At 71.6% G+C, this 24,516-nt stretch carries 18 protein-coding genes and 1 tRNA gene; 11 read left to right on the top strand and 8 right to left on the bottom strand.

Annotation, left to right across the window (positions count from 1 at the left end):
• The first annotated feature begins 7 nt into the window (after window positions 1–7).
• The 3 genes from K7C98_RS05705 to K7C98_RS05695 all read left to right on the top strand — a co-directional run bounded on the left by K7C98_RS05705 (window position 8) and on the right by K7C98_RS05695 (window position 5,000).
• Window positions 8–1,189: a cytochrome P450 gene (locus tag K7C98_RS05705; RefSeq protein WP_224190511.1), complete on the top strand. Its 1,182-nt coding sequence runs from the start codon at window positions 8–10 to the stop codon at window positions 1,187–1,189.
• 249 nt (window positions 1,190–1,438) lie between these two features.
• Complete coding sequence (locus K7C98_RS44630; protein WP_346660263.1) at window positions 1,439–3,532, top strand: DUF1588 domain-containing protein; 2,094 nt, start codon at window positions 1,439–1,441, stop codon at window positions 3,530–3,532.
• A 22-nt stretch (window positions 3,533–3,554) separates the two neighbouring features.
• Window positions 3,555–5,000, top strand: a complete 1,446-nt coding sequence (locus tag K7C98_RS05695) for a DUF1552 domain-containing protein (protein WP_224190510.1) — start codon at window positions 3,555–3,557, stop codon at window positions 4,998–5,000.
• A 98-nt stretch (window positions 5,001–5,098) separates the two neighbouring features.
• Here K7C98_RS05695 and K7C98_RS05690 read toward each other — a convergent pair whose 3' ends face one another.
• Together K7C98_RS05690 and K7C98_RS05685 are read right to left on the bottom strand one after the other, a co-directional pair.
• Window positions 5,099–5,374 carry a hypothetical protein gene (locus tag K7C98_RS05690; protein WP_224190509.1) on the bottom strand — a complete coding sequence of 92 codons (276 nt, stop codon included), beginning with the start codon at window positions 5,372–5,374 and terminating at the stop codon, window positions 5,099–5,101.
• Between the two features lie 12 nt (window positions 5,375–5,386).
• Window positions 5,387–5,974, bottom strand: a complete 588-nt coding sequence (locus K7C98_RS05685) for a superoxide dismutase (protein WP_224190508.1) — start codon at window positions 5,972–5,974, stop codon at window positions 5,387–5,389.
• Window positions 5,975–6,352: 378 nt separating this feature from the next.
• Between K7C98_RS05685 and K7C98_RS05680 the strand changes: the two genes are divergently transcribed.
• The 6 genes from K7C98_RS05680 to K7C98_RS05655 all read left to right on the top strand — a co-directional run bounded on the left by K7C98_RS05680 (window position 6,353) and on the right by K7C98_RS05655 (window position 16,508).
• Window positions 6,353–7,726, top strand: coding sequence for a mercuric reductase (locus K7C98_RS05680; protein WP_224190507.1), 1,374 nt, complete (start codon window positions 6,353–6,355; stop codon window positions 7,724–7,726).
• Window positions 7,727–7,890: 164 nt separating this feature from the next.
• Complete coding sequence (locus K7C98_RS05675) at window positions 7,891–8,892, top strand: HlyD family secretion protein (RefSeq protein WP_224190506.1); 1,002 nt, start codon at window positions 7,891–7,893, stop codon at window positions 8,890–8,892.
• A complete protein-coding gene (locus K7C98_RS05670) occupies window positions 8,892–9,833 on the top strand; it encodes an ABC transporter ATP-binding protein (RefSeq protein WP_224190505.1) in 942 nt (313 codons plus the stop codon). The genes K7C98_RS05675 and K7C98_RS05670 overlap by 1 nt, the downstream gene beginning before the upstream one ends.
• The gene (locus K7C98_RS05665) at window positions 9,830–10,954 is read left to right on the top strand and encodes an ABC transporter permease (RefSeq protein ID WP_224190504.1); all 1,125 of its coding nucleotides are present in this window, start codon (window positions 9,830–9,832) and stop codon (window positions 10,952–10,954) included. Before K7C98_RS05670 ends, K7C98_RS05665 begins: the two co-directional genes overlap by 4 nt.
• Window positions 10,955–11,413: 459 nt before the next feature.
• Window positions 11,414–15,109 (top strand): N-6 DNA methylase, encoded by a 3,696-nt coding sequence (locus K7C98_RS05660; protein WP_224190503.1) that lies wholly within the window; start codon window positions 11,414–11,416, stop codon window positions 15,107–15,109.
• Window positions 15,110–15,233: 124 nt separating this feature from the next.
• Window positions 15,234–16,508, top strand: coding sequence for an FG-GAP repeat domain-containing protein (locus K7C98_RS05655; RefSeq protein WP_224190502.1), 1,275 nt, complete (start codon window positions 15,234–15,236; stop codon window positions 16,506–16,508).
• Window positions 16,509–16,588: 80 nt separating this feature from the next.
• Here the strand turns inward: K7C98_RS05655 and K7C98_RS05650 are convergent, their stop codons facing one another.
• The 3 genes from K7C98_RS05650 to K7C98_RS05640 all read right to left on the bottom strand — a co-directional run bounded on the left by K7C98_RS05650 (window position 16,589) and on the right by K7C98_RS05640 (window position 18,821).
• On the bottom strand, window positions 16,589–17,356 hold the full coding sequence (locus K7C98_RS05650) for a CHRD domain-containing protein (RefSeq protein ID WP_224190501.1): 768 nt from the start codon (window positions 17,354–17,356) through the stop codon (window positions 16,589–16,591).
• Window positions 17,357–17,501: 145 nt separating this feature from the next.
• The gene (locus tag K7C98_RS05645; protein ID WP_224190500.1) at window positions 17,502–18,134 is read right to left on the bottom strand and encodes a hypothetical protein; all 633 of its coding nucleotides are present in this window, start codon (window positions 18,132–18,134) and stop codon (window positions 17,502–17,504) included.
• A gap of 189 nt (window positions 18,135–18,323) precedes the next feature.
• Window positions 18,324–18,821, bottom strand: a complete 498-nt coding sequence (locus K7C98_RS05640; RefSeq protein ID WP_224190499.1) for a hypothetical protein — start codon at window positions 18,819–18,821, stop codon at window positions 18,324–18,326.
• Between the two features lie 139 nt (window positions 18,822–18,960).
• Between K7C98_RS05640 and K7C98_RS05635 the strand changes: the two genes are divergently transcribed.
• A tRNA-Arg gene (locus K7C98_RS05635) sits at window positions 18,961–19,034 on the top strand.
• Between the two features lie 290 nt (window positions 19,035–19,324).
• Here the strand turns inward: K7C98_RS05635 and K7C98_RS05630 are convergent.
• The 3 genes from K7C98_RS05630 to K7C98_RS05620 all read right to left on the bottom strand — a co-directional run bounded on the left by K7C98_RS05630 (window position 19,325) and on the right by K7C98_RS05620 (window position 22,626).
• Window positions 19,325–19,639 carry a hypothetical protein gene (locus tag K7C98_RS05630; protein WP_224190498.1) on the bottom strand — a complete coding sequence of 105 codons (315 nt, stop codon included), beginning with the start codon at window positions 19,637–19,639 and terminating at the stop codon, window positions 19,325–19,327.
• Between the two features lie 415 nt (window positions 19,640–20,054).
• Complete coding sequence (locus K7C98_RS05625; protein ID WP_224190497.1) at window positions 20,055–21,113, bottom strand: hypothetical protein; 1,059 nt, start codon at window positions 21,111–21,113, stop codon at window positions 20,055–20,057.
• A gap of 427 nt (window positions 21,114–21,540) precedes the next feature.
• Window positions 21,541–22,626: a hypothetical protein gene (locus K7C98_RS05620; RefSeq protein ID WP_224190496.1), complete on the bottom strand. Its 1,086-nt coding sequence runs from the start codon at window positions 22,624–22,626 to the stop codon at window positions 21,541–21,543.
• 274 nt (window positions 22,627–22,900) lie between these two features.
• On the opposite strand from K7C98_RS05620, the gene K7C98_RS05615 reads away from it, so the two are divergent.
• Entirely contained in the window at window positions 22,901–24,478 is a 1,578-nt protein-coding gene (locus tag K7C98_RS05615; protein WP_224190495.1) for a hypothetical protein, read from the top strand.
• Window positions 24,479–24,516: the final 38 nt, after the last annotated feature.

Below are 24,516 nucleotides of genomic sequence, written 5' to 3'. Positions count from 1 at the left end.
GCGCGGCATGCGAACCAGCATCGACATCCTCGCCCCCGAGGTCCGCGCCGATCCCTACCCTCATTACGCCGCCCTGCGCCGCGACAGCCCCGTCTGCCTGTCGGAGCCCGCCGGCATGTGGCTCGTCAGCCGTCACGACGACATCATGACCGTCCTGCGCGACCCGGTGCGCTTCTCCTCGCAGGGCTTCCGCGCCGTGTGGGAGCCGCCGTGGCTCGGCTACAACCCGCTCGCGCGCTCGATCCTGGCGATGGACGCCCCCGGCCACACCCGCCTGCGCGCGCTCGCCAGCCGCTCCCTCGGGCCGCGCGCCGTGGCCCGCCTCGCCCCGGCGATCCGGGCCCGCGCCGAACGGCTCGTCGCGCCGCTGCACCGCGACGTCGAGCTCGTCGCCGCCTACGCCGCGCCGTTGCCCGCGTTCGTGATCGCCAACCTGCTCGGGCTCGACGAGTCACTGGCCGCCAGCTTCAAGCGCTGGGCCGACGACCTCCTCTCGGTCACGCCGGAGCCGCTGGACGCCGCCCACGCCGCGCGCGTCAGGGCCACGATCGCCGAGCTCTCGGCCTACCTCTCCGCGGTGATCGCCGACCGCCGCCGCGCCCCGTTCGACGACACCGTCAGCGAGCTCGTGCGCGCCGAGGTCGACGGCCAGCGCCTCGACGACCTGGAGATCGTCGAGTTCCTGATCGCGATCCTCCTCGGCGGGCTCGAGACGACGACGCACCTCATCGCCACCGCCGCGCTGTGGCTCGGCGGCCACCCCGACATGTTCGCGCGCCTGCGGGCCGAGCCCGGCCTCGTCCCCGCGTTCGTCGAGGAGATGCTGCGCTTCGACGGTCCCAGTCAATCGCTGCCGCGCTTCACCACCTGCGACGTCGCCCTCGCGGGTGTCACCATTCCTGCGCATTCGCTGGTGCTCGCGCTGGTCGGCTCGGCCGGGCGCGACGAGCGTCGCTTCCCCGACCCCGACCGCTTCGACCTCGCGCGCAACACCGCCGCGCTGAACTTCGGCCACGGCGTCCACTTCTGCCTCGGCGCCGCGCTCGCGCGCATGGAGGCCCAGATCGCCCTCGACGTGTTCGTGCGCCGCTTCGCCGCCGTCGAGCGCCTGCCCGGCCCCGTCGTCTACAACCGCACCATGACCGTGCGCGGCCCGGTCGCCGCGCCGCTGCGCCTGACCCCGGATTGACCCCGTGGTGCCACCATTCGACGCCGATCGCCGACTGTCACGAATCCCCGGACGCCCGCGGCCCGTACGGGCACCACCGATAGGACCCTCGGGAATCGGCGACGCCCCGTGCAGACGTCGCCCGCACACGCGCGCGCGCGAAATGCCATCACACCACCACAATTGCGCGATCGCGACCCGCGTCGAGCCCCCGGGTAAACTCTCGGTCAGCCGCGCAACGCCCGTCCACCTGGATGATATCGTGGGACCGTGATCACCACGGCGATGAGGACGCGGGCGTCGATCCTGCCGTTGCTCCTGGCCCTCGGCTGCCCGCAGGACGGCGGCACGGCGTCGGACGGCGGCCCGGGCACGAGCGACGGCACGAGCGCGGGCACGGACACGACCGTCCCGACCACGAGCGCGGGGACGAGCTCGAGCGAGACGGACGACCCCACCGGGGACACCGGGGACACCGGCGACACCGGCGAGCCGCCCGGCGAGCCCTCGGGCAACGACCTCGACCAGAACGCGCTGTTCACCTGCCGCGACCAGCCCGCCCTGCCGCCCGCCGACCTGCGCCTGCTCGACCGCTACGAGTGGACCCGCAACGTCGGCAGCTGGCTCAGCTCCGACCTCGCCAACAATCCGCTGTACCCGCGGCCCGAGCACCGCTATTCGACCTACAGCGACGACGAGGCGCTCGACCCCAGCGTGCTCGGGCTCTACCTCGACTCCGTCGGCGGCGCCGCCGACTCGTGGACGATCGGCAAGTGGGACGGCGGCCGCCTGCGCACCGTCCACGAGGACCCCGAGTGTCAGTGCTTCCTCGAGGACGCCGCGCCGTCCAGCGATTGCGTGCGTTACTTCGTGCGCCGCTACCTCGAGTTCGGCGCGCTGTTCCGCCCGGCCAGCGAGGCCCAGTTCGACGCGCTGCTGGCATTCACCGAGGGCGCGCTCGCCGGTGCGCCCGACGTCGAGTCGCGGCCGGCCGTGATCAAGCGGCTCGGCGCCGCCGCGTGGATGTCGACCGGCGCGCTGCACCGCCCCGAGCTCGGCGCCGGCGAGCCCGACGAGCACGGGCGGCTGCAGCTCGGCGACTGGGAGCTCGCGCAGGCGATCGCCTACGCCCTCACGCGCACGCCCGCCGGCGTCCCCAGCGTCAACCGCAGCTACAACGCCGGCTTCAGCAAGGGCGACGTCGACGGCGACCTCGGCAGCATCCTCGACGCCGCGCGCGACGGCACGATCAAGGACCCCGAGGTCGTGGCCAAGCTCGTCGAGGAGCACATCGGCGGCATCGACGAGGAGCGGCGCGACCTCCTGTTCGAGCCCCACGACGAGCGCTACTGGGAGACCCACAGCGAGTACTGGATGGCCCACGGCGTGCGCGAGTTCTTCCGCGAATGGCTCGACTACGGCGTGCTCGCCGCCCAGACGCCCAAGGTCGAGGTCGCGGCGACCTCGGCGTGGAGCGGCTACGCGGTCGAGAACAGCTATCAGAACCAGATCGTCGGCTTCTACGGCTACGAGAGCACCCTCGACTACCAGCTCGACGACATGATCGCGCGGATCCTCGACGCCGACCAGGACGTGTTCGCCAACCTCCTCACCTCGCGCATGTTCTACACCCCGGCCACCGCCGGCTATCAGGAGAACGAGACCTCGATCTGGAAGTCGACCGCCGAGGCCAACCGCGTCTACAACGTCCCCGGCATCACCGCCCAGACCCGCGAGGCCCGCTGGATCGAGCTGCCGCAGAACGAGCGCGCGGGCGTCCTGACCCACCCGGCCTGGCTCGGCGCGCACGCGCTGTCGTTCGAGAACGACCCCAACCTGGTGCACCGCGGCAAGTGGATCCGCGAGGAGCTGCTGTGCCAGAACGTCCCCGACCTGCCGATCACCGTCGACGCCAAGCTGTCGGAGGCGTCGAAGTCGCAGTCGGCGCGCCAGCGCATGTCCGAGCAGGTCGACGCCGACCCGTACTGCGCCGGCTGCCACGCGCTGATGAACCCGCTCGGCTACCCGTTCGAGATCTACAACCACGCCGGCTTCCTCCGCGTCGAGGACCACGGCGGCCCGCCCGACGGCACCTCCAACCTCGTCGGCATGCCGTCGCCGGAGCTCGACGGCCCGGTCACCAGCGCGATCGACTTCAGCCAGCGCCTCGCCAACTCGCGGTACGCCAAGCGCTGCTTCATGCGCCAGGCGTTCCGCTACTTCACCGGCCGCGAGGAGACCATGCACGACGCGTGCACCATGGTCGCCATCGAGAAGGCCTACGACGACAGCGGCGGCTCGTTCACCGAGATGCTCATCGCCCTGTTCAACAGCGACAGCTTCCAGACGCGCGTGCCCGACTGAGCGGCGCCGGCGAGGAGACCCCATGATCACGCGTCGTAACTTCCTCACCACCTCCGGTCTGCTCGCGGGCGCCGGGATGCTCGGCGGCCTCACCTTCGGCAGCCGCCGCGGCCAGGCCGCCGACGGCTACCCGCGCCGGGTCGTCATCTTCCTCGAGGGCAACGGGATCCGCCCGGCCTGCATGTTCGACCCGCAGACGCGCGAGACCCTCGAGGGTCACGCGGGCAAGGCGATCGAGAGCAACCGCGACTACGGCCACGACGACCCGGTGCTGATCCCCGCGCCGCCGCTGAGCGAGGCGCGGGCGCTCGGCTCGCTGGCCGCGGGCGACGGCACGATCTCGCTGGTCGAGCGCTCGGCCCTCGTGCTCGGTCTGTCGGCCACCTACCTCGGCGGCGGCCACTCGACCGACTTCGGGGCGCTCAGCGCCAGCAACTCGTCCGGCGGCCCCGCGAGCGCGAGCATCGAGACGGTGCTGTCGCAGATCGCCGAGGTCCGCGGCAACACCCCGTTCGACGCCGTCCGCGTCGGCGTCGGCGCCGCGACCTCCCCGCTCAACTACTCGAGCTGCGCGTTCGCCAAGGGCAAGCCCGCGCCGATCCTGCTGACGCCCAGGGCTTCGTTCGCCTCGCTGTTCGGCTCGGTCGCCTCGGGCCAGGCCGGCGAGGAGTTCCAGTCGCGCAAGCAATTGCTCGAGTTCGCCATCGACGACGTCGGGCGCGAGCTCAAGGATCTCTCCGGCTCGTCGCGCGGGCGCGTCAAGCTCGAGACCTACGAGGCCTCGCTGCTGGCGATGCTGGCGCGCAACGACCAGATCCTCGGGATGAAGGACGCGCTCCTGGCCGTCAAGCCCACCGGCCCCGGCGAGCTCGACCCCGACCCGTACGCCTCGACCGACCCGCTCGACCAGCTGCGCCTGCAGGTCGACGTCGTCCAGGCCGCCTTGCTGAGCGGATTGACCAATGTCGCCGTGGTCTCGATCGGCTCCGGCAGCTACTACTGGTCGATGGAATTCCCGAGCCTCGCCGACTTCTACCCCGGCGGCCAGGTCATCGCCGGCCACGACCTCCGCCACGGCGAGAGCGCCGAGAACTACGAGACGCTGCACGAGCTGACGAGCCGCGGCGTCGCCGAGATGGCCCGCGTCGCCCGGGCCCTCGAGGCCAAGCCCGAGGCCGGCGGCACCATGCTCGACAACACCCTGCTGCTCTACATGTCCGACAACGGCGAGATGCACCACTCGAACGCCGAGGAGTGGCCGATGCTGCTCATCGGCGGCAACAACATGGGCTTCAAGACCGACGGCCGCAGCGTCACCTACCCCAAGGCCGGCCACGAGAACAATCGCCAGACGTCGAACGTGTTCAATTCAATGCTCCACGGCGCCGGCCTGCCGACCGACGACTTCGGCCACGGCAACCCGGCCACGCGCATCGCCGAGGGCCCGCTCGCCGAGCTGTGGGGCTGAGCGCGAGCGGCAAAGAGCCTGAACTCGGTCGCCGCCTCATGCGCTCCCACAGCGCCGCCGCCTTTGCATGCTCGCGGCCGGGTCGCCCTCGGGGAGGATCACGTGACCCATGGTGTTATGATCATACCCGCCGCACAGTCGATCATCACCATGTCGCGGACCGTACGCGCGAACCCGGAGACCTCGCCGCCGAGTTTGCTGGCGACGACCCCCGGGGTGCGCGACGTGGACCGCGAGCTCGGTGTGACGCCGCCGCGAACCACACCATCGCGCCGGTCTCGCTCGTCACTGGGGACCCGAACCGCCGCGGCGATCGATCCCACGAACGACGCGACGTTCGCCCGCCGCGAGCGGCCGGCGAACGTCGTGCTCACCGCACCGCGGGCTCAGCGGCCGCGCAGGTTGCCGGCGACGAAGTCCCAGTTCACCAGCGAGTCGAGGAACGTCGAGATGTACTTCGGGCGCAGGTTGCGGAAGTCGATGTAGTACGCGTGCTCCCACACGTCGATCGTCAGCAGCGCCTTCTGGCCGTGCTTGAGCGGCAGGTCCGCGTTGCTCGTCTTGCTGATCGCCAGCTTGCCGGCGCTGTCGACGACCAGCCACGCCCAGCCCGAGCCGAACTGCGTCGCGGCGGCCTCGGAGAACTGCTCGCGGAACCGCTCGAACGAGCCGAAGTCGCGGTTGATCGCCTCGGCGAGCTCGCCGGTCGGCTGCCCGCCACCGTTCGGCTTCATGCAGTGCCAGTAGAACGTGTGGTTCCAGACCTGGGCCGCGTTGTTGAACACGCCGCCGTCGCTGCGGAGGATGACCTCCTCGAGCGACAGGTCCGCCTCGGGCTTGCCCGCGAGCAGCTTGTTCAGGTTGGTCACGTAGGCCGCGTGGTGCTTGCCGTGGTGATACTCGAGCGTCTCGGCGCTGATGTGAGGAGCGAGCGCGTCCTTGGCGTAGGGCAGATCGGGAAGTGTGAACGGCATCGGATGGTCCTCTCCTTGTTCGAAGCGCCGATGCCTTACCAGATCGCCGCACCCCCCGCATCGCCCGAGTTGTTGGATTGGCAGAATGACAATCTTTTGTCAGGCTGGTCAGCGTGCGAGCAAGCCGCGGATCGCCCGCCAGGAGGGCGAATTGGCCCCGCCAGCCGCGGCTGAGGCCGGAGCGCGGCCGATCCTCCGGCGGGGCCATGTCGCCCGCGCCCCCCACGGCCGGCCGGCGACTCGCGCAGATCCCTCGACCCGCCGCGGCGGCAGCGCTCGCACGCCTGCACCTCCGCCGTCGCTCCTCTCGCGTGCGACGCGAACCACCGCGCCGCCTCGAGCTTGTCGGCGCGCCGTTCCCGGTCACCCTCCGACGCCATGGACCGCTACGACGTGGTGATTCTCGGCTCGGGGCAGGCGGCCAAGCCCCTCGCCCTCGCGCTCGCCGAGGCGGGCCGGCGGACCGCGCTGGTCGAGCGGGCGTGGATCGGCGGCACGTGCGTCAACACCGGCTGCACGCCGACCAAGACGATGGTGGCCAGTGCCAGAGTCGCCTGGCTCGCGCGACGGGCGGCCGACTACGGCGTGCGCACGTCCGACGTCAGCATCGACATGGCCCAGGTCCGCGAGCGGACGCGCCGGATCGTCCGCGAGTTCCGCGAGTCGTCGCAGGCCGCCCTCGCCGCCCAGCCGACGATCGACCTCGTGTTCGGTGCGGCTCGCTTCGTCGGCCCCAAGACGATCGAGGTCGCGTTGACCCGCGGCGGCGTGCGCCGGTTCTCCGGCGACGTGATCATCATCGACACCGGCGCTCGCACCCGGGCCCCCGCGCTCGCCGGCCTCGACCGGGTGCCCTGGCTCGACCACGTGGCGATGCTCGAGCTCGGCGTCCTGCCCGACCACCTGCTGGTCCTCGGTGGCGGCTACATCGGCCTCGAGTTCGCGCAGATGTTCCGCCGCTTCGGCAGCCGCGTGACGGTCGTCCAGCGCCACGCGCAGCTGCTCCCGCGCGAGGACGAAGACGTCGCCACCGCGCTCCGCGACATCCTCACCGCCGAGGGCGTCGAGATCCTGCTCTCGACCGAGGCGCGCCAGGTCGTGCCCGAGAGCGGCGGCCTCCGCCTCGTCTGCGACACCGCCGCCGGCGCGCGCGCCCTCACCGGCTCGCACCTCCTCGTCGCCGCCGGCCGCACCCCCAACACCGACGCGCTCAACCTCGCGGCCACCGGCGTCGCCGTCGACGCCCGCGGCCACGTGCAGGTCGACGAGTGGCTCGAGACCACCACGCCGGGGATCTTCGCCGCCGGCGACGTCAAGGGCGGCCCGGCGTTCACGCACATCTCGTACGACGACCACCGGATCTTGCGCGCCAACCTGCTGCACGGCGAGCACGCGTCGACGCGCGGCCGGCTCGTCCCCTACGTCGTCTTCACCGACCCCGAGCTCGCGCGCGTGGGCCTGTCCGAGGGCGAGGCGCGCCGCCAGGGGCGCAATTTCCGGGTCGCCCGGATCGCCATGAACCGCGTGGCCCGGGCCCTCGAGATGGACGAGGCCCACGGCTTCATCAAGGTCGTCATCGACCGCGACAGCGACCAGATCCTCGGCGCCACGATCCTCGGCGTCGAGGCCGGCGAGCTGATGTCGGCGATCGAGGTGGCGATGATGGGCCAGCTCCCCTCCGCCGCCCTGCGCGACGGCGTGTTCGCCCACCCCACCCTCGCCGAGAGCCTCAACACCGTGATGTCCGCATGAACACCGGCCGGCGGTGACGAGCTCCATCGTACATGTCATTCAAGACATGCTCCTCCAGACATCTGTACTGTCGTCAGCCGCCGCCGAGCTCGGCGGCGCGGCTCCTTGCTCGCCCGCTTGCGGCCGCGCCCGTCTCGCTTAAAAACAGCCACCGCGAGGCCTCGATGGCACGCTCGAGCATGGTGTGGCGCGCCCAGGCGCGCGCCGTCGCGGCGCGGATCGCCCTGCTGTCGGGGCTGTGGGCGTTCGCCTGCGCGGCCGCCCGCAAGGACCCGCACGCCGGGCAGTTTCAGGGCGTCGTCGAGCTCGACGAGCGCGTGCTCGCCTTCGAGGTCCCCGGCCGCGTCCTCGGCGTCTCGGTCGTCGAGGGCCGCTGGGTCGAGGCGGGCGACGAGATCGCCCGCCTCGACGACACGCTCGAGCGGCTGTATCGCGAGGCCCGCGCCGCCGAGGCCCGCGCTGCCGGGGCCGAGCTCGACCTCCTGCGGGTCGGTCCGCGCCGGCAGGAGATCCACAGCTTGCGCGACGTCCTCGCGGCCGCGCGCGCCGAGGAGGCGCTCGCGCACAGCGAACTGAGCCGACAACGGCGATTGGCGGCGAGTGGCACCATTCCGCCGGTCCAGCTCGAGCGCGCCGTCGCGGCCGGCGATCAGGCCACCGCGCGGCGGCAGGAGGCCGAGTCGCGGCTCGCCCTGCTGCGCAGCGGCGCGCGCAAGCAGGAGATCGAGGCGGCGCAGGCTCGCGCCGCGGCGGCGGCCACCGAGGTGCGCGCCGCCGACGAGCGGATCGCCCGGCACGTCCTGCGCGCCGACCGGCCCGGCCTCGTGCTCGACGTCCACCTCGAGCCGTACGAGTTCGCCGGCGTCGGCACCCCGGTGGTCACCGTCGGCGACGTGCGGCGGCCCTACGTCGACATCTTCGTCCCGCAGTCGCGCATCGACGAGGCCCGGCTCGGCGGCCCGGCCACGGTCGAGGTCGAGGCCGCCGTCGCGCCGTTGCCCGGACACGTCGAGTACATCGGCAACCGCATGGAGTTCACCCCGCGCTTTCTGTTCAGCGAGCGCGAGCTGCCCAACCTCGTCATCCCCGTGCGCGTCCGCGTCGACGACCCCGACGCCACCCTCCGCGCCGGCGCGCCGGCCTTCGTCACCCTGCAGGACGTCTGATGTTCCCCGCGGACGAGCTCGTCGTCGACGCGCGCCACCTCTCGCGCCGCTTCGGCTCGTTCGTCGCCGTGCGCGACGTCAGCCTGCAGGTCCGGCGCGGCGAGATCTTCGGCGTGCTCGGGCCCAACGGCGCCGGCAAGTCGACCGCCCTGCGCATGCTGTGCGGCGTCCTCGACCCCACCGGCGGCCAGGCGATCGTCGTCGGCCACGACGTCGCCCGCCAGCCCGAGCGCGTCAAGGCGAAGATCGGCTACATGACCCAGAGCTTCAGCCTCTACGCCGACCTCACCGTCGCCGAGAACATCCGCTTCTACGCCAGCCTCTACGGCCTCGAGGGCGCGACGCGGCGGCGCCGGATCGACGTCGTCATGCATCAATCCGAGCTGGCCCCGCGCGCCGGCCAGCTCGCCGCCGAGCTGTCGGGCGGGTGGAAGCAGCGGCTTGCCCTCGCCTGTGCCACCATTCACGCGCCGCCGCTCCTGTTCCTCGACGAGCCGACCGCCGGCGTCGACCCGCTGAGCCGGCGCGAGTTCTGGGAGCGGATCCACGAGCTCGCCGCCGCCGGGACCACCATCGTCGTCACCACCCATTACATGGACGAGGCCGAGCGCTGCCACCGGCTCGCCTTCATCTTCCGCGGCGAGGTGTTCGACAGCGGCCGCCCCGGCGACATCGTCGAGCGCGCCGGCCTGGCGATCGCCGAGTTCGAGGTCGACGACGTCGAGCAGGCCACCGCGCTGCTGCAATCGCTGCCCGGCGTCGAGGAGTGCGCGCATTACGGCCACGTCCTCCGCCTCGCCGTCCACGGCGGCCCCGACGTCCTCGCCGGCGCCCGCGACCACCTCGCGCGCGCCGGCCTGGCCGTCCGCGACGCCCGCCAGGCCCGGGCCACCGTCGAGGACGCCTTCGTCGCCATGGTCCGCCGGGAGCGGCGCGCATGAGACGACTGCTCGCCATCAGCCTCAAGGAGCTGCGCCAGCTGCGGCGCGACCGCCTCACCCTGGCCATGATGATCAGCATGCCGGTCAGCGAATTGCTGCTGCTCGGATACGCCATCAACACCGACATTCGCCACATCGAGACCGTCGTCCTCGACCGCGACCGCTCGGCCGCCTCGCGGCGGCTCATCGTGCAGATGCGCGCGACCGGCTATTACGACGTCGTCGGCGCCGTCGAGAATTATCACGACATCGCCCGCGCCCTGCGCAGCGGGCGGGCCACCGTCGGCGTGGTCGTCCCGGCCGCCTTCGCCTCCGACCTCGAGCGCCGGCGCCCCACCAGGGTGCAGCTCATCGTCGACGGCTCCGACCCGCAGATCGTCGGCACCGCGATCGACACCGCCACCGGCCTCGCCGCCGCCCGCTCCGCCGAGCTCGCCGCGCCCGGCGTCACCCGCAGCCGCACGCGTCCCGCCCCCGCCCCGCTGAGCTTCGAGCCGATCATCATGTACAACCCCGACCAGCGGACCGCCGTCTACATCGTCCCCGGGCTCATCGGCGTGCTCCTGACCATGACCATGGTCATGCTCACCGCCATGGCGCTGACCCGCGAGCGCGAGCGCGGCACCCTCGAGGCGCTGATCGTCTCGCCCGCCAGCCGCCTCGAGATCGTCGTCGGCAAGATCGCCCCGTACATCGCCATCGGCTACCTGCAGATGACCCTGATCCTGCTCGCCGGCTGGTGGTTCTTCGACGTGCCGACCGCCGGCTCGCTGCCGCTGCTCTACACCGTCGCCGCCCTGTTCATCGCCGCCCACCTCGCGCTCGGCCTGCTGTTCTCGACCGTCGCCCAGACCCAGCAGCAGGCCATGCAGATGTCGTTCTTCTTCCTCCTGCCCAACATCCTGATCACCGGCTTCGTGTTCCCGTTCGAGTCGATGCCGCTGCCGGTGCAGCACCTCGCGCAGGCCCTGCCCCTCACCCACTTCCTCCGCGTCGCCCGCCGGATCCTCCTCAAGGGCGCCCACCTCGAGGACATGAACTACGAGGTCGCCTGGCTGGCCGGCATCGTCGCCGTGTTCATCGCCAGCGCCGCGTTCCGCTTCAAGAAGAAGCTGCTGTGAGCATTCGCGGGGGCGGGGGGATCGTCGGCGGAATCGTCGGCGGCGACAGCATCGGCGGCTGCGGCGGCGACACCGGCGGCTCCGGCGGCACGAACTTCGGCCGCGGCGGCGGGTCGGGGGCCTCCGGAAGCGGCGCCATCGGGGTCGGCGGCGGAATGCGGGCAGGCGGCGGCGGCGGCTCGAACGACGGCTCCGGCACGCTCGCCGGCCCGACGGACGCAGACGCGAGCGACAGCGACCATACCAGCACGACAGCGCGACCGAGCGAACGAGGGCCCATCCTCTCAGTGTATCCCCCACTCACCGCTTTACCACCTCGCCCTCGAGTAAATGCCGACCTGCCGCGATCGCAATGTGCAGAGTTCGCTACCCCCGGCCACCAGCGCGATATCGCCCGCAGATCGCGCGATCTGCTGGTCGATGGATTCGGATTTCGCTACCCTGCGGCCGCGATTTCGCATGCCGCGACCCGCCCGCGACCGCCGCGCTCGCGCGCCTCGTTCGGCTGCCGGCGACCTGCCGGACGCCGACGATTCGCACCGCCACGCCTTCGCCGTCGCCACCGAGCTGAAGCGGCGCGTCCGCCAATCGATCGAGCAGCTCGCCGACGAGGTCGTGCACCACCAGGCGCCGTTCGCCGCCGACGACACGTTCGCCGACCGGCTCGCCCGCGAATGCGTGGTCTACCTCCATCGCCTGCTGTGCCTGTTCCACGTCGAGGCCCGCGGCGTCGACGTGGGAATCACCGCCCTCGCCGGGGCCCTCGCCGCGCCCGCCGGCCACGACCTCGATCTCGCCCTGCGCGACCTGTTCCGCCGCGTCGAGTCGGGCCGCTTCCCCGGCCTGCGCAGCGACCTGTTCGCCGCCGCTCGCACCCCGCTGCTGACGGCGGCGCCGCTCCGCAACGACGTCCTCCAGGCCGTCGTGCGGCGCCTCGGCGAATGCTTCACCGGCGCCGGTGTCGGCATTCACCAGCTCGGCGCCGTCCACGAGGGCCTGCTCGGCTACACCGGCTTCTTCGCGCGCGAGGACGTGTACGAGGTCCGCGCCGCCGCCGACGTGAAGGACGACGACGCGCGCACGACCTTCGTCCCGCGCGCGCAGATCGACGCATACCCCGCGGCGCAGCGGGTCCGCGAGGCGTCCGGTCGCCCCGTCGTCCACCCGCGCGGCAAGTTCCTCTACCGCCTCGCCGGCCGCGAGCGCGAGAAGAGCGGCTCGTACTACACCCCGGAGCTGCTGACGCGATGCCTGACCCGCTACACCCTGGCCGAGCGCCTCGGCGAGGCGAATGCAGCGAGCGCCGACGATCTCTTGCAACTCACGATATGCGAGCCGGCGATGGGCTCGGGCGCCTTCCTCGTCGAGGCGCTCGATCAGCTCGCCGACGCCTATCTCGCGCGCAAGCAGACCGAGCTCGGTCGCAAGATCGCCGCCGACGAGCTCGCGCGCGAGCGCCAGCGCGTCAAGTTCCACCTCGCCGTCCACAACTGCTACGGCGTCGACCTCGATCCGCTGGCCGCCGAGCTCGGCAAGATCGCCCTCGCGCTCCACGTCCTCCACCCGGGCGCCCCCGCGCCTCGCCTCGACCTGCGGATCGCCGCCGGCAACAGCCTCCTGGGCGCCCGCAAGGCCGTGTTCACCGCCGCCGATCTGGCGCGCAAGGGCTGGTCGGCGCTCGAGCCCACGCCGGTGCCGATCGCCGCCGAGCCCCCCGGATCCGGCATCTATCACTTCCTCGTCGCCGACGCCGGCATGCTCGGCTTCGACGACGACGCCTCGCTCCGCAGCCTCGAGCCCGCGGCCGCCGCGAAGATCAGGGTGTGGCGCCGCGAGATGGCCGCGCCGTACGACGAATCGCACGAGCTGCCGCGCCTCGCGGCGATCTCGCGCCGCATCGACGCGCTGTGGCGCGAGCACCTCGCCGAACGCGAGGCCGCGCTGCTCGCGACGCGCCAGCCGGTGCCGCTGTGGGGCCAGCCCACTGCCACCATTGCCGTCGCCTCGCCGCCAGCCGCCCTCGACCGCCCCGACGCCCCCGGCAAGCGGCTGGCGGCGATCATGGACTACTGGTGCGCCCTGTGGTTCTGGCCCATCGGACAGGTCGCGCTGTTGCCCTCGCGCGACCGGTGGCTCGCCGACGTCGAGGCGCTCCTCGACGCCCCCGACCTCGCCGGCGCGACCGACGACCCCGCGCACCCGGCCCTCGCGGTCGCGCGTCGGACCGCCGGCGAGCGGCGGTTCTTCCACTGGGAGCTCGCGTTCCCCGAGGTGTTCGCGCGGCGCGGCGGCATGGACATCATCCTCGGCAATCCGCCGTGGACCAAGGTGGTGTGGGAGGAGGCCGGCGTGCTCGCCGAGCTGCAGCCGCGCCTCGCCATCGACCGCGCCTCCGCCCCGACGGCCCGGGCCGCGCGCGAACGGGCCCTCGTCGACCCCACGGCCCGCAGCGCCTATCTGCGGGCCTTCACCGGAGATGTCGGCACCCGCAACTTCCTCGCCTGCCGGTCGCTGTACGCCCTCCTCGGCGGCACCGCCTCCAATCTGTACAAGGCCTTCCTCGTGCGCGCCTGGTCGCTCGCCGGCCCGCGCGCCAGCGTCGGACTGTTCCACCAGACCGGCATCTTCGACGACCCCGCCGGCGGTCCGCTGCGCGCCGAGCTGCACCACCGCCTGCGCTTCGCCGCCCGCTTCCAGAACAAGCTGAACCTGTTCCCCGCGGTCCTCCACACCCGCCCCTACGCCTTCACGATCAGCGGCGAGCGCCGCGACTCCCCCGATTTCCTCTACGCCGCCAATCTGTTCCACCCGCGCACCATCGACGAATCGCTGGTGCACGACGGCCGCGGCGAGACCCCCGGCGTCAAGACCGAGCAGGGCGAATGGGACCTCCGCGGTCATCGCCACCGCCTCGTGCGCGTCGACGTCGCCGCCCTGGAGGTCTTCCGCGCCGTGTTCGACACCCCCGACACCCCGCTCGCCGAGGCGCGGCTGCCGATCGTCCACAGCGTCGAGGTGTTGTCGATCCTGCGCAAGATCGCCGGCTCCCCCCGGCGCATGCTCGACCTCGCCGACGCCTACACGACCACCGAGCACTTCCACGAGACCAATCATCAGAAGGACGGCACGATCGTGCGCGAGACCCGGCGGCCCGCCGACCTCGCGCAGTGGATCGTGTCCGGCCCGCATTACTACGTGGCCACCCCGTTCGCCCGCGACCCCAACGAGGGCTGTCGCAGCCACATGGATTACACCACCGTCGATCTGACGACGATCGCCGCCGACTGGCTGCCGCGCACCAATTACCGGCCGACCTGCAGCCCCGCCGAGTACGAGGCCCGCACGCCGCGCTGGCGCGGCGCCGCGATCACCACACGACACCGGTGGATCGGCCGCAAGATGCTGGCGCCCACCGGCGAGCGGACCCTGATCGCCGCGGTGCTCCCGCCCGGGCCGGCGCACATCGGCGCCAGCGTCAGCCTGGCCTGCATCGACGACGCCACGCTGATGCACTTCGCCGGCCTGTCGGCCTCGCTGCCCTACGACTTCTGGCTCAAGATCACCGGCAAGGCCAACCTCAGCAACGACGTCATCAAATTCCTGCCGCTGCCGCCGGCCCGGCGGGCGCAGCTCGTCCTGCGCGCCCTGCTTCTCAATTGCCTCACGGCCCATTACGCCGGGCTGTGGCGGTCGCTGTTCGCCGACGAGTTCCGCCGCGACCGCTTCGCCTCCGCCGATCCGCGTCTGCCCGGCTTCGACTGTTTACAATCGCGTTGGACCCCGGACACGCCCCTGCGCACCCCGTTCGCCCGCCGCCACGCGCTGGTCGAGCTCGACGCCCTGGCCGCGCTCGCGCTCGGCCTCTCGCTCGACGAGCTGCTGTCGATCTACCGCCTGCAGTTCGCCGTGCTGCAGCAGAACGAGCGCGGCACCTGGTACGATCGCCGCGGCAAGGTCGTGTTCTCCGACAACGTCCTGCTGTCGGGCCTCGGCCTGCCCCGACGGCGATGGCAGCAGATCGCCGGGGCCGGCGCGGGCGACCGGCTGCCGGAGTGGGCGCGCGACGCCCAGGGCGTCTACGTGCCGCCGTTCGACCGCTGCGACCGCGAGGCCGACCTGCGGCGCGCGTACGCGTGGTTCGCCGCGCAGGCGTAATTCGTCGAGCCGCCCGCGCGCAACGCCGCGCAGGTGTGCGGGCCAGCGACGCGGCGGACGCGCCGAAAAATCGCCACACGGAATCCATGGCCCCGGGTGACTCACCACTGAAAGGCCACCCCGCATGCAACTACGACCTCACTCCATCGCCCTCTTCCTGATCACCGCGGCCCCCGGCTGCGACTGGATCGACTGGCTCCCCGGCGAACCGTCGACCTCGGGCGGCGACACCACGGACGGCGACACCGACGGCGGCGAGCCCGCGCCCACCTGCGACCTCGTCGACACCATCGTCGCGCCCCAGTCCTGTCTCAATGACGTGGTCGATCCGGGCGAGCTCTGCTTCGTCGTCGGGTCCGGCGGCTCCTTCAGTCCCGCCGGCGTCGTCTCGTCGATCGCGCTGCCGCTCGAGGGCCCGACCGGCGGCGACCTGCTGGTCTCGCAGGAGGACGGCGGCGTCCGGGCGGAGCTGTTCGCGGTCGCGCCCTGGCTGCAGGGTTCGAGCCTGCTCTGGCCGCAGACCTTCCCCGACGGAGCCATGTCGCTGCGCGCCGTCGGCGACTTCAACGAGGACGGGATCCTCGACGTCGCCGCGCACATCGACGGCCCGACCGACACGATCCAGCTCTTGCTGCTCGACGGCGCGGGCAACCTGCTCGCCGGGTCAGTCGCGTACACCGGGGCCGAGCTGTTCGGCCCCAGCATCTACGACGCCGACGGGGACGGCCACCTCGACCTCCTCGTGGTCGCGCCCGGCGAGCTCGAGAACGTCATCGCCCTGCGCGGCGACGGCACCGGCCAGTTCACCGTCTCACCGCAATTCGGCTGGTCCGGGGCGGTCGAGCGCCACGTCGTCGGCGCGATCCAGGCCGACGGCGCCGTCAACGACCTCGCCTGGGCGGGGCCCGACGGCGAGCTGTCGATCCACCTGATCGGCCCCGGCGACACCATGCTCGACGAGCAGCTCGGGCCCGACGCGGAGGTGCTCGACCTCGCCATCGCCGACCTCGACGGCGACGGCGACGGCGAGATCGTCGCGCTGCTCACCGACACGATCCACGGCACCAGCGAGGTCGCCGTGCTCGAGCTCGACGCCTCCGGCGAGAGCTTCACCGACACCCGCTATCCGGTCCGCTGCGGCGCCGTCACCCTGGCGATCGGCGACCTCGACGCCGACGGCATCCCCGACCTCGCCACCGCCGGCGGCGCCAGCGAGAGCAAGAGCGTCTCGATCCGCCCCGGTGACGGCCAGGGCGGCTTCGGTGGCCTCCTGACCGTCGGGCTCGGCAAGGACCTCGACACCCTGCACATCGTCGATCTCAACAGCGACGGCCTCGCCGATCTCGCCGGGTCGAGCCGGTCCGAAGGCTCGGTCAACTTCTCGCCGAACCGCCCCTGAGCCCGACGGCCGACGCGGCCACCGGTCGCGGCACGAGCGCCGCGGCCGGGCCGTGTCGACTCGCCCGCGCTCCGCTCCGGCTAATGCGCGCCGGCCGGGTGGATCTGCCCGCGGATATCGCCGAAGTAGGTCTGCCCGGTGGTGTGCAGATTGAAGTAGAGCTCGCCGTCGCGGGCCAGCTGGGCCATGCCGGCGATCGTCGAGACCTTGGTCGGCGCGATGGCCCCGAGCGACGGGCTCGGGATGATGCAGCCGGTGGTGAACGCACCGACCAGCCCGTGCGCGTGCTCGACGGTCTGGGTCAGGTGCTCGTTGCGGATCTCCACCGAGAACGTGCTGTCGGCGATGTTGCTCTGGAGGTCGGTCGCGTGGGCGAAGTCGACGAGGATCGGGCCGAGGATCCCGGGCTTGCCGCAGTGGATGTGGAACATGTTGATCGTCTTCGGATCGATGCCCTCGATCTTGACGTCGACGAACACGCGGCTGAAGTCGTTGCTGAAGCGCAGCTGGCCGTGACCGCGGTGGCCGGCCGCCTCGCGCTCGGCGCGGCTCTGCGACGGCGTCGTCGAGCGGAACTGCTTCGGCGTGCTCGCCGGCGTGTTCTCCTCCTCGTCGCCCTCCTGGTGCGGGGTCATGAATGCCTCGTAGACCGCGCCGATCTCCGCGCCACGGCTCGGGTCCAGCGCCGGGCTCGTGGGCGCCGGGGTCGTCGTCGGCGCTGCGGGCGTCGCTGTCGCCGCGGCGACCGGCGTCGGTTGCGACTCGGCCGAGGTCCGGGCCTCGGCCCGCGAATCACAACCGCCGAGCGAGACGGCACACAGGAAAAAGGACACGCGCAGTTCGAGCATCGCCAACCTCCGGGTTTTTTCGCCCACCGACTCGAGAGGTTAGCGGAGTCCGTCGTCGAGCGATGGCGAGACGTGGACACCGGGTGGTCCAGTTCTGGACTCCCTCGCCTGCCGACCTCACCGGCGAGCGCCGCCGCGCGCCTGGCTAAGCCGCCTCGCAGAACATCTCGAGGGTGAGCTCGCCGAAGGCCCCGGCGAGGTACGCGGCGCAGGCCTCGCCGCACAGCTCGACGATTCGCTGGCCGTCCTGCCCGTATTGCACCCACTGTACGTCGGGCTCGCCGCAAGGATCGCCGCCTTCCACGAGCGGCATCCCGTCGAACCGGAGGCGGAACACCGACCAGCACAGGTCGTCGACGATCCCCGTCTCGATCGCGCACGACTCGGTGGCGCCGGGCAGCAGCGTCTGTCCCGAGCACTTGCAGCAGTCCTCGAACACGTCGCACGCCGCGGAGCAGAGACCCTGCGCAAAGTCGATGGCGCATTCGCCCGTGGTCGACGCCTCGCCGGTCGACGCCGACGCGCCCGCCGTGCCGGTGACCTCGGCGGTCGCGCCGGCGTCCGCTGTCGCTGCGCTCGTGGGGCTCGTCGTCGTCGCCTCGCCGGTGCTCGTCGCGCTCGCGCCCGAGGTCACCTCGGCGGTCGCGGAGCCGCCCGTCGTCGCGGAGCCCGTCGACCCCGTCGTATCACCCGGCGCTGCCGGTCCGCACGCGAGCCCGAGGGTCACGGCCACGAACCACCAGCGCTCGCCTCCACGCCGCGAAGCCGCACTCGCCATCGCGCCAGCATAACGGACGAGGGGCCCGCGATCGCGGTCGTCTTCGCTCGCAGCGTCCCGGCGGGCGATGCCAGACGCCGCGGACCCGCCCTTACCAGAGCCACGAGATCCCCGTTGTCGAGCGCCCCGGTTCGCCGACCGGCACGAGTCACATGTCCCGAAGGACACTCCGGCGAGCGGCTCGACCTCTTACAAGAATGTCGCCATGTAGACGACGAGGCAGTACCACGGCGTGCCGGCGAGGATCAGCGCCCGGCGGCCGCGGCCGAGGTCGCGGCGCGAGCCGCCGGCGATGAGGAGGCCGAGGGCGAGGCACCAGACCACGGCGGCGATCGCCACGGCCAGGGCGAACGCCTTGAGGATGAACGGGGCCAGGCCCGGCACGAACAGGCCGCCGGCGGCGACGGCCGTCAGCAGCAGCGGGACGTAGGCCAGCGCGAGGACCGCGCGCGAGAACCACGGCCGGGAGTTGTCGCTGGCGCGGCGGGCGTGGGACAGCGCCCACGAGGCGATGAACACCAGGCTGCCGAGCAGCGCGAGGGCCACCCCGCCGAGCAGCAAGAGCTCCTGGGCGCGGCGGAAGATCTCCCGCAGACGGTCGAGGCCGCCGAAGGCCCGGTCGAGGCCCTCGAGGACAGTGGAACCGAACACGGCGAGCGGGAGGAGCAGCGCGAACAACGGGCGCATCACCGGTCAGTGTACCACCCCGGGCGCGCCGTCCAGGTCCGCGGCCGCGCCGGGACCGGGCGGGCGCCCGGCGTGGGCGCACCCGGCGAGGGGCTTGCAAGCGGACCCCTCCTGGGGTAGACATCCCGTCCCGCAACTTGCGGGTGTAGCTCAGTTGGATAGAGCGTTGGCCTCCGAAGCCAAAGGTCGCAGGTTCGACTCCTGCCACTCGCGCCGGCCCGAGCGCCGCCCGAACCCCGGGCGGCGCTCGCTGCTTTCGGCCGCGGGCGCCGCCCCCCCGACCGCCGCCGAGCTCGCCGAGCCCCCGCCGCGCCGAGATGCAGGACGTCTCTCAGGACATGTTCTCGGCGACATGCTCCCGAGAACATGTCACCTACCCGCGAGATCCGCTCATGGCGGTACCAGGTCAGCGACGATCGTCTGCGCTCGAGGCATCGTCGAAGGCGGACGAGGGACGGCCCAGATCCACCACCACTACGGGATCGTAGGGCTGAGCAGAGCGCTCAGTAGCACTTGCACGTCTGCTGGAGCAGCCCCTTGCAATACCCGCCCTTGTACCCATCAATGGACTTGCAGTGGTTATGGCACGTGTTGGAGTTAAAGGGGCAGCCGAAGCTTCGGGCTGACCTCGCATCCGCTTCCAACTCGTCGACCGTGTCGTCGTCGGCCGGCGAGAATTCGGCGGAGTCGTCCACGTTGCCGTCGTTCACGGCCTGCGCCGCGCTCTCGTCGTCGCCGGCGTTTGAGCTGGCAAACGTGTCCATGTCGATGTCGCAAGCGACGAGCGCGAACAGGGCGATGATGTATTTGAGCTGCATCACGCGATCCTCCGAATGTGGGAGATGATCCACCCGATGTACGTTCGCAATGATCCTGCCCACACCCGGCCCCGTGCAGTCCTGGATTGGAGCCCTGGCGACGAGCGACGGCGTCGCCCGGTCGGTGAGACGACCTACCGCCGCCACCGCCTCGACGCACCGGCCCGAGTAGCGCCCCGGCGAGACGCGCGGGCGCTCTCGTCGGCGACGTGCGGGGCGTCGCGCGCGCCCGTCATCCCGGATCATGGCCGTTCGGGGCGCGCAGTCGTATCCTTGCTCGCGAACTCCCGGCGTCGAGGACATGCCCAAGAGGCGCGCATTCCGACTGCTTCAGTACGCAGGGTCGACGCCAAGCTCGGGTGACGACCGGCACGCATCGCGGGCGCGGCGGAGGAGGCGCGAGCCGGTGGGAAACTCAGAACTTCGCGCCGAGGGTGACGCGGGCGTCGAACATGGCGGCGACGCCGGCGCGGCCGATGTCGAGGGTCACGCGCGGCTCGAAGCCGAGGAGGAAGTGGTCGCCGAGCATGCCCTGGAGGCCGGCGCCGAGCGGGAAGGCGAAGGCGGCCGCGGTGGAGTCGAGGGCGCTGCCCGAGGTGTCGCTGTGGACGCGGATCACCGCGAGGCCGGCACCGAGCAGGACGTAGCCGAACAGCTTGTCGCTGCCGCTGCCGAGCCGGACCTCGCCCAGCGCCCGGAAGACATGGGTGCGGAGCTTCTCCGAAGAGGTGGTGAAGCTCTCGCCGGGGACGAAACTCTTGCCCGGGACTGTGACCTTCTGTTGGTTGACGAAGTGCTCGAGGGTGAAGCCGTAGGCGCCGATGAAGCTCGAGCTCTGCGCCGGGATGATGCCGCCGACGCCTATGCCCCAGCGGTAGAACAGAGCACCCGGGGAGCGGAACGGTACGGCGAGGAGGCCGGGCGAGACCAGCAGATAGGCGCCGCGGTCATGGAAGCTGCCGGCATCGTCCTCGGCCTGCTCGGCCCGACGCGCGGCTCTGGCGGTCTCCGAGCGCCGCAACGGGGCGTCGTCAAGGCTGGGGTCGCTGCGCCTGGCGACCTCGTCGAGGCGCACGGCGGAGATGTTGGCCTTGGCCAGGTCGGAGATGGCGCCGTTGGACTCCTTGATCGCCACGGTGGCGGCGTCGTGGCCAAGCACCCGACCACGCATCTCCCGGCCGCGTACGGTGAGGATGACGGGCCGGCCGAGGAAGGACGCCCAGTCCGTCTCGGCCGGGGCGGGCTGCTCGGCCAGGGGCTGCACGGCTGCGTCGGGTGAGGCGGATACGTCGTCGGCCAACGGCTCGGCGGCGCCGGCGGGCTCGGCCGGGGCCTGCGCGGCTGCGCTCGGGGAGGTGGATCCTTCATCGGCGAACGGATCGGCGGCGTCGCCGGCGGGCGCGGCATGAACGGGTGGTAGGACGAATACGACGAGGCCGACTGCGACAGCGGCCGGCAGGGGACGGAAGAACATGGCGCGCAGACTATCAGGTCGGCGTCGCGTTTCGCGGTGGAGCTCGGGCCGAATCCGTGTAGACGCGACACTCACGATTGGTGTATTGCTCCAGGCGTGGCCCGGCTGCGTCCGGCTGCGCCGCCCCTCGTCCGCCCGCGGAGTGGATCGCCGGCCCCGCTTGTCGCCGCGCATGACTTGAGGTCGGCGCTCGTCGCTTTCGGGCCGCGGGCACCGCCCCTTCGAGACTCGGCCCGGGCTATTGGCGGTCTCTCGAGACATGTTCTCGGTGACATGCTCTTGGGTGCATGTCACTGACGCACCGCGGGCAGCCCGCCGCAACCGTCTGCTCTCGAGCGGCGAGAGAGACGACCCCGACGGGATTCGAACCCGCGGCCTCCCGCCGTGAACCCACGCGGAACGAGCGAGCGTACTCGGCGGGGTTCGCCTAACAGTTGCGGGTGAACAAGCAGAGGGGCAACGTCATGCCCTTCCGTCCTGGCACGTTGCGTTCGGGCGCAGTGATGGGCCGGCCGATGTCGGGAGGGGGGCTGATACGCGGCGAAGCCGGCGGCACGTTCGTGCGTGGCGGAGGTTCCGGCAATACGGGAGCGGCAGGCGGGGTAGCGCTCGACTGTGGCGGGAGCAGCGGCGCGTCGACGTCGGGGACCGCCTCGAAGTTTGCGAGCACCTGCGGCGGCCTGGAAACATCATAAGGACGGAAGCGGGACTCGCCGGTGCGGCCGCGATTGAGGCGAGCGAGCTCGGCCCGGGTGTAGGCCTGTTGCGAGCCTTGCGGAGCGATCTGGCGGACGAACGCCTCGATCTTGGCGCGGGCCGCGTTTGCGAACGCGTGGCGCAGGACGTCGCGCTCGCTGCGGGCGGGCGTCGACGGGTCCTCGCAATCGGCCCAGCGCTCGAAGATCTGCCGCTTGCGCTCGGCCAGCGCCAGCGTCTCGTCGTGCCAGATCTCGACGAGGTGAAGTCCAAGCTCGGCGAGCTCTCGCTGCAAGCGCTCCCGGTACGCGCGATTGGCCAGGTGAGCGCGCAGGCGCTCGGTCGCGGCCAGGAAGTGTCGCTTCGCGCTCTTGTGCCGGTCCTTGCGCGGCCCGTCGGCGAGGCCGCCGAAGTGGGCGATGAAGCCCGCCGCGACCGGCAATCGCCCCTGGGGGAAGAACAGCTCCTCGCGGACGCCGATCCAGATCGGCGGGTGGCGCTCGGGCTCGGGCTCGCGGAAGCGCCGGCGAAACATGTCGAGGCCGAAGAGATTGAGCTCGGCGGTGCCGCCGTGATCGCGGAACTCGAACGTGCCGTCGGGATGGATGATCGCGGTGAAGCCGTCACCTCGGTGGCGCAGACGACCGTCGCCGTCCGGCTCGAGGGCGACGTCGGAGAGCGCGGCGCGCATGTTCTTGGGCGGCGTGCCGGGCGCAGCCGGCGGGGCGGGAGCGGCCGAGATTTCAGGTGCGACGATCATACCCAGCGCGACCACCCCGACGACGCGGACGAGACCAGATGAGAGGCGCAGGCGCATCGACGGTACCCGACGATGCCAGTAATACCGCATCGAGGGCGGCTCTTGTCCAGGTAGGCGGCGGCGCGATTGTCCTGCATTCACACAATTCAGGCCGTCCGCTCTCGAGGCGCCGTACCTGTGCCCGGACGCGACCGGCGTCCTCGTACGCGCCGAGGAGGAGTGCCAGCGCGCCACTTCCCATGCCTTGTCCGCAGTGAACCCCCTTGGGACGCCCCAAGCCCCGGCCCCCCGGCCGGTGGGCACCGGCCTCACCATGCGGTACCGTGAACTCATGCGCTGGTGGCTGTTTCTGGTCGTGTTCTCGCTCGCATGCCCATGGCCGGAGTCCGGAGGCCCAGCGACGGCCGGCGGCCAGACCACCACCGGCGGCACCCTCGATCCGGGCGGCTCCACCGCGGTCACCACCGACACGGGCGCGCTCACCGACACGGGCGCGCTTACCGACACGGGCGCGCTCACCGACACGGAGGCGCTCCCCGGCGGCTGTCCCACCGGACACGTCGCCCTGCACAATCAGGACGAGGTCAACGCCCTCGCCGGCTGCACGCATATCTTCGGCGAGCTCATGATCCTCGACGGCGTCACCGACCTCACCCCGCTCGCCGAGCTGCGCAGCGTCGTCGGCAACCTCGGCATCTACAGCCCGCAGCTGACCTCCCTGGCGGGGCTCGAAGCGCTCGAGTCGGTCGGGATGCTGTACATGAACGGCTACGACGGCATCACCAGCCTGGAGCCGCTCGCCGGCCTCACCGACATCCCGGGTCCGGTCCACCTCGGCAACTTCAATCGACTCGAGTCGCTCGAGGGGCTTCACAACCTCGAGCATATCGGCCGATCGCTCCACCTCTACAACATCCCCCAGCTCGTCGACCTGAACGGTCTGCGCGGCCTGAAAAGGATCGACGGCGGCCTCGAGCTGAGGAAACTGCCGCTCGTCGACCTCCACGGCCTCGAAGCACTGACCGAGGTCGGCACCCCGGACATGCCCTCGAGCGTCCGTCTCGACAGCCTGCCCCAGCTCACCTCCCTCGCCGGTCGCTCCTTCGCCTGGCTCGCCAGCCACAGCGTCACGCTGTCGGCGACCCTTGTCTCGGATCTCGGCGACTTCGCCGGCACCGGGGAGCTGCGCTCCCTGAGCGTCAGCCACAACCCGGCGCTCGCCAGCCTCGCGGGCCTCGAGTCGCTCGCCGTCGTGTCCCACGAGCTCGAGTTCCGCCACAACGAGGCGCTCGCCGACATCGGCGGCCTCGCCGGTCTGAATTCGGTCAAGGACCTCACCTTCGAGGGCGATCAGCCGTTCGCCGGCCTCGCGCCCCTCGCTGCGCTAACGACCGTCGAGCGACTAGCGATCCTCTCGAGCCCCTTGACCGACCTCGACGGACTCACCTCGCTACCGCAGATCGGCCACTTCCATCTTCGGTCCAACGAGCAGCTCGCCGGTCTCTCGGGCCTCACGAATTTCACGACGCTCGGCTCGCTCACCATCGATTCCAACCCCGCCCTCGCCGACCTGTCCGACCTGTCCACCCTCGTGATGATGACCGGGACCCTCGACATCCGCGGCAATAACGCTCTGACCACCGTCTCGGGTATCGTCGCGCTCACCGAGATCGGCGGTCGCCTCGTCGTCGTCAACAATCCCCAGCTTCCGTGCAGCGACGTCTTCGACTGGTCGGATCCGATGACCATCGCCCTCGGTCGCAAGATCGCCGGCAACAAGGACTGCGGCCCGCCCGCCGACCCGTGCCCGTGGACGGACGACGGCGAGTGCGACGACGAGGACGGCGGCCTCGGGATCTGCCTCAAGTACAGCGACACGGATTGCTGCCACGCCCTCGCCTGTCGCTGACGCTCCCGCCGCCGCGCCACGGCATCCGTCTCTTCGCG

Source organism: Nannocystis pusilla, from assembly GCF_020073745.1.
In the GTDB taxonomy this organism is placed as follows: domain Bacteria; phylum Myxococcota_A; class Polyangia; order Nannocystales; family Nannocystaceae; genus Nannocystis; species Nannocystis radixulma.
Note: the sequence above shows the minus strand (reverse complement) of the source record. Positions and strands in the feature narration are given on the sequence as shown.

What these genes read in the sequence shown, in the direction of transcription:
- K7C98_RS05645 (WP_224190500.1), bottom strand. Translation starts at nt 18,134, where the DNA reads ATGGCGAGTGCGGCTTCGCGGCGTGGAGGCGAGCGCTGGTGGTTCGTG.
- K7C98_RS05660 (WP_224190503.1), top strand. Translation starts at nt 11,414, where the DNA reads ATGCCGCGACCCGCCCGCGACCGCCGCGCTCGCGCGCCTCGTTCGGCT.
- K7C98_RS05685 (WP_224190508.1), bottom strand. Translation starts at nt 5,974, where the DNA reads ATGCCGTTCACACTTCCCGATCTGCCCTACGCCAAGGACGCGCTCGCT.
- K7C98_RS05630 (WP_224190498.1), bottom strand. Translation starts at nt 19,639, where the DNA reads ATGCAGCTCAAATACATCATCGCCCTGTTCGCGCTCGTCGCTTGCGAC.
- K7C98_RS05620 (WP_224190496.1), bottom strand. Translation starts at nt 22,626, where the DNA reads ATGCGCCTGCGCCTCTCATCTGGTCTCGTCCGCGTCGTCGGGGTGGTC.
- K7C98_RS05675 (WP_224190506.1), top strand. Translation starts at nt 7,891, where the DNA reads ATGGCACGCTCGAGCATGGTGTGGCGCGCCCAGGCGCGCGCCGTCGCG.
- K7C98_RS05615 (WP_224190495.1), top strand. Translation starts at nt 22,901, where the DNA reads ATGCGCTGGTGGCTGTTTCTGGTCGTGTTCTCGCTCGCATGCCCATGG.
- K7C98_RS05650 (WP_224190501.1), bottom strand. Translation starts at nt 17,356, where the DNA reads ATGCTCGAACTGCGCGTGTCCTTTTTCCTGTGTGCCGTCTCGCTCGGC.
- K7C98_RS05665 (WP_224190504.1), top strand. Translation starts at nt 9,830, where the DNA reads ATGAGACGACTGCTCGCCATCAGCCTCAAGGAGCTGCGCCAGCTGCGG.
- K7C98_RS05705 (WP_224190511.1), top strand. Translation starts at nt 8, where the DNA reads ATGCGAACCAGCATCGACATCCTCGCCCCCGAGGTCCGCGCCGATCCC.
- K7C98_RS05640 (WP_224190499.1), bottom strand. Translation starts at nt 18,821, where the DNA reads ATGCGCCCGTTGTTCGCGCTGCTCCTCCCGCTCGCCGTGTTCGGTTCC.
- K7C98_RS05680 (WP_224190507.1), top strand. Translation starts at nt 6,353, where the DNA reads ATGGACCGCTACGACGTGGTGATTCTCGGCTCGGGGCAGGCGGCCAAG.
- K7C98_RS05625 (WP_224190497.1), bottom strand. Translation starts at nt 21,113, where the DNA reads ATGTTCTTCCGTCCCCTGCCGGCCGCTGTCGCAGTCGGCCTCGTCGTA.
- K7C98_RS05670 (WP_224190505.1), top strand. Translation starts at nt 8,892, where the DNA reads ATGTTCCCCGCGGACGAGCTCGTCGTCGACGCGCGCCACCTCTCGCGC.
- K7C98_RS05655 (WP_224190502.1), top strand. Translation starts at nt 15,234, where the DNA reads ATGCAACTACGACCTCACTCCATCGCCCTCTTCCTGATCACCGCGGCC.
- K7C98_RS05695 (WP_224190510.1), top strand. Translation starts at nt 3,555, where the DNA reads ATGATCACGCGTCGTAACTTCCTCACCACCTCCGGTCTGCTCGCGGGC.